General features: G+C 70.9%; 4 protein-coding genes. 1 reads left to right on the top strand and 3 read right to left on the bottom strand.

Translation table 11 applies throughout. The features are described from left to right. Nucleotides 1–91: 91 nt before the first annotated feature. Genes AB0K36_RS34540 through AB0K36_RS34530 form a run of 3 tightly spaced genes read right to left on the bottom strand, consistent with a single transcriptional unit; the run spans nt 92 to nt 3851 of the window. Nucleotides 92–829 (bottom strand): SDR family NAD(P)-dependent oxidoreductase, encoded by a 738-nt coding sequence (locus AB0K36_RS34540; protein WP_364601773.1) that lies wholly within the window; start codon nt 827–829, stop codon nt 92–94. Nucleotides 830–876: 47 nt separating this feature from the next. Continuing rightward, a complete protein-coding gene (locus AB0K36_RS34535) occupies nt 877–1368 on the bottom strand; it encodes a hypothetical protein (protein ID WP_364601771.1) in 492 nt (163 codons plus the stop codon). Next, a complete protein-coding gene (locus tag AB0K36_RS34530; protein ID WP_364601768.1) occupies nt 1365–3851 on the bottom strand; it encodes a molybdopterin oxidoreductase family protein in 2487 nt (828 codons plus the stop codon). Before AB0K36_RS34530 ends, AB0K36_RS34535 begins: the two co-directional genes overlap by 4 nt. A 279-nt stretch (nt 3852–4130) precedes the next feature. Here AB0K36_RS34530 and AB0K36_RS34525 point away from each other — a divergent pair. Further along, nucleotides 4131–4406 (top strand): cbb3-type cytochrome c oxidase subunit I (locus tag AB0K36_RS34525; protein ID WP_364601766.1); only part of this gene is annotated, 276 nt, incomplete at its 3' end.

The raw sequence follows: 4406 nt of genomic DNA, 5'->3' as shown, positions 1-4406 counted from the left end.
GTCCGACCTTCACCGGCAGGCCGTCGGCCGGACCGTTTGCGCGGTGGAGCAAGGCGGGGCAGGCGGGCAGGGCGGGAATCAGGCCGACGGCTCAGCCGAAGCGCTCGGCCAGACGCCGGAACACGAGGGGCACCGCTCCATGGATGCGCGCCGGGAGCCGCAGCCACTGCGGCAGGAAGATCTCGGCCCGGTGCCGCCGCATCACCGCACGCCAGACCGCTTCTGCCACCTGCTCCGGAGTGAGGAGCTTCAGACCGGTGCGGCGAGGCGGCGTGCCGCGCCGTTCGAAGAACGGCGTGTCGACGATGCCCGGCAGCACCAGGGAGATCGTCACACCGGTCCCCCTCAGTTCGTACGCGAGACTGTCGGCGAACGTGCCCAGCGCCGCCTTGGCCGCCGAGTACACCGCCTCGTCGCCGACGCCCACCGCCCCGGCGATGGAACCCAGCAGCACGATCCGCCCCCTGCCCCGCTCGACCATCTGCGGCAGGATCCGACGCACCAGGTGCACCACGGACGCCAGGTCGACGGCCAGCACCTCGTCGATCGCCGAAGGCGGTATGGCGGTGAACGGCCCTGCCCAGCCGACGCCGGCCGCCGCCACCAGGACGTCGACCCGGCCGGCGGTTCCGATGGCGTCAGCGGCGATCCGGCCGGCGCTCGCCGGGTCGGCCAGGTCGGCCCGCAGGGCGGTTCCGCCCGTACGCGCCGCCACTTGGCCAAGCCGCTCCGCGTCGCGTCCGTGCAGGAGCAGCCGCCAGCCGGGGACGGCGGCGAAGCGGGTCGCGACGGCGGCCCCGATGCCGGAGGACGCACCGGTGATCAGCATCACCGGCCCCGGCGCTGTTCCTTTTCCTTGTCCTTGTCCTTCCGGCATCACAGGCTCGTCAGGAGTTGCGGCGAGATGTTCTTGATCATGGTGTTGGTCCAGCGCATCTGGCGGAGCGTCCGCGGGTGGCACGAAGAGGCGAGCTCGAGCAGCCGGGTGTCCTTCGACGCCTGTGCCACCTGCGCGAGCATCTCCCAGTGGAGCGAGTTCTCGGCGGCGTCCAGATGCAGATCGCGCAGGTCGCGCAGGAGCAGCAGGCCGGGCTCCGGCCGGTGGCCGACGGCCTGCGCCGTCTTCTCCCGCATCATCGTCAGCAGACCGGTCGAGGGCTTCCCCGGCGATTCGTCGAGTTCGAGCCCGTAGGCGCGGCCGGTCACGGCCAGCCGTTCGACGTGTTCCCGGGACCAGCCGGCGAGGTCCTTGGCGACGTGGTGGACCTCGTGCTCCGTGCTGTGCCGGTCCGCCACGGTGAGCAGTTCCTCCGCCAGGTGGCGCTCGCCGTGGTGAAGGACGCGCAGAGTGAGGCTGGTTCCGTTCACCGCCGGCCCCCTTCCCGCGAGATCGCGTCGTCCGTGGTCTGCCGCACGCGGGCGTCGGGGCCGCCTTCCGTCGCGGGGACGCCGGAGTCACGGCCGGGCTCGGAGGCGGTGGTGGTGGGGGCGGGAGAGTGCTGTCCGCCGCCCTTCTCCACGAGGGTGAGCGTCGCGGCGGCGGTCTTGAACAGCGGCTGTTTGGAGGCCGCGTCCCAGTCGGTGACGGTGGTCTCGTTCGCGGCCCGGCCTGGGACCGTGGCGTTGGGGCCGAAGCCGGCGGGAGTGTCCCAGTAGCCGTAGTGGAAGGGCACGAACAGCGTTCCCCGCCGCAGCCCGGTGACGCGGAGCCGCCCCCGCAGCGAGCCGCGCGGGGAGCCGACCTCGACGAGGTCGCCCTCCGCCAGGTCGCGTGCGGCGGCGTCGGCCTCGGAGATCTCCACCCACACGTCGGGCGCCGCCGCGTTCAGTTGCGGTGTCCGGCCGGTCTTGGTGCGGGTGTGGAAGTGGTAGACGGTGCGACCGGTCGTCAGCTGGAACGGGTACTCCTCGCTCGGCGCCTCGTGCAGCGGCATGAACTCGGCGGCCTTGAGCATGGCCTTTCCGTCCGGGTTGAGCGAGCGGTACTCGACGACACCTGACGACGCGCCGGTCACCAGGTCCTTGCCGTAGGCCTCGCAGCGGTCGGGGTGCGCCCAGCTGATCCCGTCGGTGTACAGACGCGGCGTACCGGAGGGGTCGTCCTCGGTGCAGGGCCACTGGATGCCGCTGCCACCGCGCAGCAGGCCGTACGAAAGACCGGTGTAGTCACAGGGCCGGCCGGCGCTGCAGCGCTTCCACGCCTCGAACGCCGACTCGGGGTCGCGCCAGGGGATCAGCGGGCCGCCGTCCTTGTCGCGGAAGTCCATACGGGCGGCGTAGTCGAGGAAGATGTCCAGGTCGGGCCTTGCCTCCCCGGGCGGTTCCACGGCCTTGTCGGAGAGGTGCACCGTGCGGTCCGCGTTGGTGAAGGTGCCGGTCTTCTCGCCCCAGGTCGCCGCCGGCAGGACGACGTCGGCCAGTTGGGCGGTCTCGGTGAGGAACAGGTCCTGCACCACCACGAACAGCCTTTCGCCGGAGAGGATCGAGCGGATCCGTGAGAGCTCGGGCAGCGAGACGGCCGGGTTGGTGCCGCTGATCCAGAGCATCCGGATGGAGCCCTGCTCGGCGTAGCGGAACATCTGCATGGCGTGGGTGGGCGGCGCGTAGTGCGGGATCGTGGCCGGCTCGACGTTCCACACCCTGGCCAGGTCGGCCACGTGCTCGTCGTTCTCCCAGTTCCGGAATCCCGGCAGGTCGCCGTTGGCGCCGCACTCCCGGGTGTTCTGGGCGGTGGGCTGCCCGTTCATCTGCAGCACGCCGGCGCCCGGCCGTCCGAGCATCCCGCGGATCAGGTGCAGATTGTTGATCTGGACGGCGGCCGCGGTCGCCTGGTGGGACTGGTAGACGCCCTGCAGCACCGTGGAGAGCAGCCGGTCGGCGCCGCCGAGGACTTCCGCCGCCTCGACGATCAGCCTGGCGGGTACGTCGCAGACGGCTGCCGCCCACTCTGCGGTGCAGTCCTTGACGCGGGCGGCGAGTTCCTCGAAGCCGACCGTGTGCGCCTCGATGTACTCGTGGTCGACCCGGTCGTGACGGATCGTCTCGTGCAGCAGCGCGTTGAGGAGCGCCACGTTGGTGCCGACACGCGGCGCCAGATGCACCGTGGCGCGGCGTGCCACCCGGGTGGGCCGCGGATCGACGCAGACGAGCCGGGGCGGGTCGGCCCCCTCCAGCCGGTCCAGGACACGCATCCACTGCACCGGCTGGGTCTCGGCGAGGTTGTGCCCGAACAGGGCGATCACGTCGGCGTGGTCGATGTCGTCGTAGCTGCCGGGCTGCCCGTCGCAGCCGAAGGATTCCTTGAGGGCCTCCGCGGCGGTGGAGGTGCACAGACGGGTGTTGCCGTCGAGGTGGTTCGTCCCGATGCCGGCCCGGGCGAGGACCGCGAGGGTGTAGTACTCCTCCAGGAACAGCTGGCCCGTGGTGTAGAAGCCGATGGAGCCCGGACCTTGTTCCTCCAGCAGTTCGCGGGAGCGGGCGACGATCCGGTCCATCGCTGTCGGCCAGTCGGTCTCCACCAGCCGTCCGCCCTGGCGGACCAGCGGCCTCGTCAGCCGGTCGGGCGAGGCGTTCGCCTGCCAGGCGAAGAGGTCCTTGGGGCCCAGCCGACCCCGGTTGACCCGGTCGACCGCCCTCCCCCGCACACCGACCATGCGGCCGTCCTTGACGGCGATGTCCATCGCGTCCCCGTCGGAGTGCAGGATCGAGGCCGACTGCACCCACCGCTGCACCTCGTCCTCCGTGACGCCCTCGGCGAGGTGGGTGTCCACGCGGGTCGGCCATGCACCGTGCCGCGCGTACGGGGTCCGACCGCCCCAGGGCTCGGCGATCCGGTCCACCGATTCCTCCACGTCGACCTCCCTCGTCGTATGAGGCGGTACGGGTCGTACCGACCGCACAGAAGTACCCGGGATCGGCGGGCCGTAACGCCCTTGTGTTCCCGGGCGGGCGTCGGTGACGGCCCGGGGAAGCGGACCCGACGGGCCGTCACCCGAACAGCGGATGTCGCAAATAGCCCCTTGAGCCCGGCACATATACATTGCACCGGTATATGTCCTTGGGGTCGCCGTCTGTGGGCGCAACCGCGCCCGGAGCCAGGGCAGACGGCACCCGAACGTACGGGAGTTCGTGTGGCATCTCAGTCAGGTTCTCGCCTCGATGTGCAGTCGGAAGACGCCTACGAGGACGAGCTGCCCGTACACCGCAGGCAGCCCGGCAACGTCGTGGTGAAGTGGCTGACGACCACCGACCACAAGACGATCGGCACGCTCTACCTCGTCACCTCGTTCATGTTCTTCCTCATCGGCGGGGTGATGGCGCTCTTCATGCGCGCCGAGCTGGCCCGGCCGGGCACGCAGATCATGTCGAACGAGCAGTTCAACCAGGCGTTCACGATGCACGGCACG

It is taken from the genome of Streptomyces kurssanovii (genome assembly GCF_040677245.1).
GTDB lineage: Bacteria > Actinomycetota > Actinomycetes > Streptomycetales > Streptomycetaceae > Streptomyces > Streptomyces kurssanovii.
Note: the sequence above shows the minus strand (reverse complement) of the source record. Positions and strands in the feature narration are given on the sequence as shown.

Coding starts and splice junctions, on each gene's coding strand:
- AB0K36_RS34540 (WP_364601773.1), bottom strand. CDS start 829: ATGCTGATCACCGGTGCGTCCTCCGGCATCGGGGCCGCCGTCGCGACC.